Source organism: Actinomycetota bacterium, assembly GCA_030774015.1.
Classification (GTDB): domain Bacteria; phylum Actinomycetota; class UBA4738; order UBA4738; family JACQTL01; genus JALYLZ01.
This window is the reverse complement of record JALYLZ010000197.1, coordinates 1-3,064: the sequence shown is the minus strand read 5'-3', so window position 1 is coordinate 3,064 and position 3,064 is coordinate 1. Positions and strand designations below refer to the sequence as shown.

Sequence of the window (3,064 nt, the reverse complement as noted above, 5' to 3'; positions counted from 1 at the left end):
CCCAGCGCCCGACCCCCGCCGCCATCGCCATCGCCATTTGCACGCACTGTGAGCGTTGCCCCGAGGATCGGACGCACGCCGACCTTGCGGCACGCGTCCACGAACCGGACCGCCCCGTACAGCCCGTCGCGGTCGGTGAGCGCGACCGCCCGCATGCCGTGCTCGCCCGCCCGGACCGCGACCTCCTCCGGAGGGTTCGCTCCCTCCTTCAAAGAGAAGTACGACCGGGCGTCGAGGTGCACGAACGACCGTGGATCGAACACGTGTTCGATTCTAGGACGGGGGGTACGACAATGCGCCAGCCGGGCTCCCCGGTACGATCGCTCCATGCCAACCCGGTGCCCGTGGGGGGCGTGGGACGACCCGCTGTACGTTCGCTACCACGACGAGGAGTGGGGCGTTCCCTCCCACGACGACGGTCACCTGTTCGAGATGCTCGTGCTGGAAGGGGCACAGGCGGGCCTGTCCTGGTCCACCATCCTGCACAAGCGCGACGGCTACCGTCGAGCGTTCGCCGGGTTCGATCCGGCACGCGTGGCCCGGTTCGATCGCAGGAAGATCGAGCGCCTGCTGGCCGACCCCGCCATCGTTCGCAACCGGGCCAAGGTCGAGTCCGCGGTGGGCAACGCCAGGAGCGTCCTCCAGGCGCAGCGGGAGTTCGGCACCCTCGACGCGTACCTGTGGCAGTTCGTCGGCGGAACGCCCGTGGTGAACCGCTTCCGGACCCTCGCCGACGTCCCCGCCGAGACCCCGGAGTCCCGGTCCATGAGCAAGGAGCTGAAGGACCGGGGGTTCCGCTTCGTCGGGCCGACCATCTGCTACGCGTTCATGCAGGCCGTCGGCATGGTCAACGACCACGTCGTGTCCTGCTTCCGCCACGCCGAGCTCACCTGACCGCTCGACGCGAGCTTGCCCTGCCGAGACCGCCCGCCTACCATCGGCCTCCATCCGGCGCCGGAGGGCGCCCCGAGCAAGGGGGGAGACGATGCCCAAGTACCTGCTCCGCGCGTCCTTGACGGCCGAGGGTGCCCGCGGGACGCTCAAGGAAGGGGGCACGGCACGCCAGGCGGTGGTCGAGGGAGCCGTCCGCGGCCAGGGGGGGACCGTCGAGGCCTTCTACTACGCCTTCGGCGACGAGGACGTCTACGTCATCGCCGACCTTCCCGACGACGCCTCGGCCGCCGCCGTGAGCCTCACCGTGTCCGCCAGCGGCGCCGTCCGGACGAGCACCACCGTCCTGATGACGCCCGAGCAGGTGGACGAGGCCTCCAAGAAGTCCGTCGAGTACCGCGCGCCGGGCGCATAGCCCCTTCGCGCGCCCGCAGCCCGCTCAGCCACCGAGGCCGCCGTTCCGCCCTGAAGCTTTGACAGTCTAATTAGATTGGTGAAATACTCTGGGGTGGAATGACCGCCCGAGAGCTCGTCCCGAGGGATGCCGCACCGACCGACGCCGACGTGGCCCAACTGGCCGCCCGGCTCCGGCTGACGGTGGCTCGCCTGGGACGGCGGCTCCGGCAGGAGGCCGGCGGCCCGCTCTCCCCCTCCATGGTCTCGGCCCTGGCCACCATCGATCGCCAGGGCGAGGTCACCCTCGGCGACCTCGCCGCGGCGGAGCGGGTCCAGCCCTCCAGCATCACCGCCATGGTCGGAAAGCTGGAGGGAGCCGGCCACGTCGAGCGGCGCCCCGACCCGGCCGACGGTCGCGTGACGTGGATCCGCCTCACGGCGCAGGGCAAGCGCCTGCTGGAACGGGAGCGGGCCCGCAAGACCGCGTTCCTGACCCGCCGCCTCAGCCAACTGGAGCCGGACGACGTCGCCGCGCTGGCCCGGGCCGTCGACGTCCTGGAACGACTGATGGAGGAGCAGCGGTGAACCGGGTCCGCCGCGCGTTCGCCACCACGTTCCGCTCGCTCGAGGTCCGGAACTACCGCCTGTACTTCTTCGGCCAGATCGTGTCCATCACCGGCACGTGGATGCAGTCGGTGGGACAGGCCTGGCTGATGCTCCAGCTCACCGGCAGCGCCGTCGCGCTGGGGACGGTGACCGCGCTCCAGTTCCTGCCGATCCTCCTGCTCGGTCCGTGGGGTGGTGTGGTCGCGGACCGGTTCGACAAGCGGCGTCTCCTGGTGGTCACCCAGACCACGTCGGCGCTGCTGGCCGTGGTCCTGGGAACCCTCGTCGCGACCGGTGTGGTCCAGCCGTGGATGGTCTACGCGCTGGCGGTCACGCTCGGGATGGTGACCCTGGTCGACAACCCCGCCCGCCAGAGCTTCGTCATGGAGATGGTGGGGCCCGAGCACGTCACCAACGCGGTCAGCCTGAACAGCGTGGTGGTGAACGCTGGGCGCATCGTCGGCCCCGCCGTGGCCGGCGTGTTGATCGCCACGGTGGGCATCGCGGTGTGCTTCTTCGTCAACGGGGCCTCCTACCTGGCGGTCATCGCCGGGCTGCTGGCCATGCGCCAGTTGGAGCTGCGGAGGACTCCTCGGGCCAAGCGGGCGCGGGGCCAGCTCCGGGAGGGGCTTCGCTACGCCTGGTCCACGCGCGAGCTGCGCGTTCCGCTGCTGGTGATGGCGGTGGTGGGGACGCTCGGGTTCAACTTCTCGGTCCTGCTGCCGCTGATGGCCCGCTTCGCGTTCCACAGCGGGGCGGCCGTCTACGGCGAGCTGTTCTCGCTGATGGGCGTGGGGGCGGTGACCGGCGGCCTGGTGGTGGCGGCCAAGGGGCAGGCGAACAGCCGCCTGCTGGCCGGGTCGGCCGTGGCCTTCGGGGTGGCCATCCTGACGGCGGCGACGGCCCCCACCCTCGCCGCCGAGATGGTCGTGATCGTGGCGGTGGGCGTGACCAGCATCACGTTCATCTCCACGGCGAACTCCATCCTTCAGCTTCGGTCCAGGGACGACATGCGGGGGCGGGTCATGGCCCTGTACGCGATGGTGTTCCTGGGGGTGACCCCGATCGGAGCGCCCACCGTGGGCTTCGTGGCCGAGCACTTCGGGCCGCGGGCCGCGCTGGCCCTGGGCGGCGCGGCGACCCTGCTGGCCGGGCTCGCCGCCGCCTGGGC

At 71.2% G+C, this 3,064-nt stretch carries 5 protein-coding genes; 4 read left to right on the top strand and 1 reads right to left on the bottom strand.

Annotation, left to right across the window (positions count from 1 at the left end; all coding sequences use genetic code 11):
- The coding region (locus M3Q23_18670) for a PHP domain-containing protein (GenBank protein ID MDP9344073.1) at nt 1-263 on the bottom strand (263 nt) is incomplete at its 3' end.
- Nucleotides 264-327: 64 nt separating this feature from the next.
- Here M3Q23_18670 and M3Q23_18665 point away from each other — a divergent pair.
- The 4 genes from M3Q23_18665 to M3Q23_18650 all read left to right on the top strand — a co-directional run.
- On the top strand, nt 328-894 hold the full coding sequence (locus tag M3Q23_18665) for a DNA-3-methyladenine glycosylase I (protein ID MDP9344072.1): 567 nt from the start codon (nt 328-330) through the stop codon (nt 892-894).
- A 91-nt stretch (nt 895-985) separates the two neighbouring features.
- The gene (locus tag M3Q23_18660; protein MDP9344071.1) at nt 986-1,306 is read left to right on the top strand and encodes a GYD domain-containing protein; all 321 of its coding nucleotides are present in this window, start codon (nt 986-988) and stop codon (nt 1,304-1,306) included.
- Nucleotides 1,307-1,404: 98 nt separating this feature from the next.
- Nucleotides 1,405-1,872, top strand: a complete 468-nt coding sequence (locus tag M3Q23_18655; GenBank protein MDP9344070.1) for a MarR family transcriptional regulator — start codon at nt 1,405-1,407, stop codon at nt 1,870-1,872.
- The coding region (locus M3Q23_18650; GenBank protein ID MDP9344069.1) for an MFS transporter at nt 1,869-3,064 on the top strand (1,196 nt) is incomplete at its 3' end. The genes M3Q23_18655 and M3Q23_18650, both read left to right, overlap by 4 nt.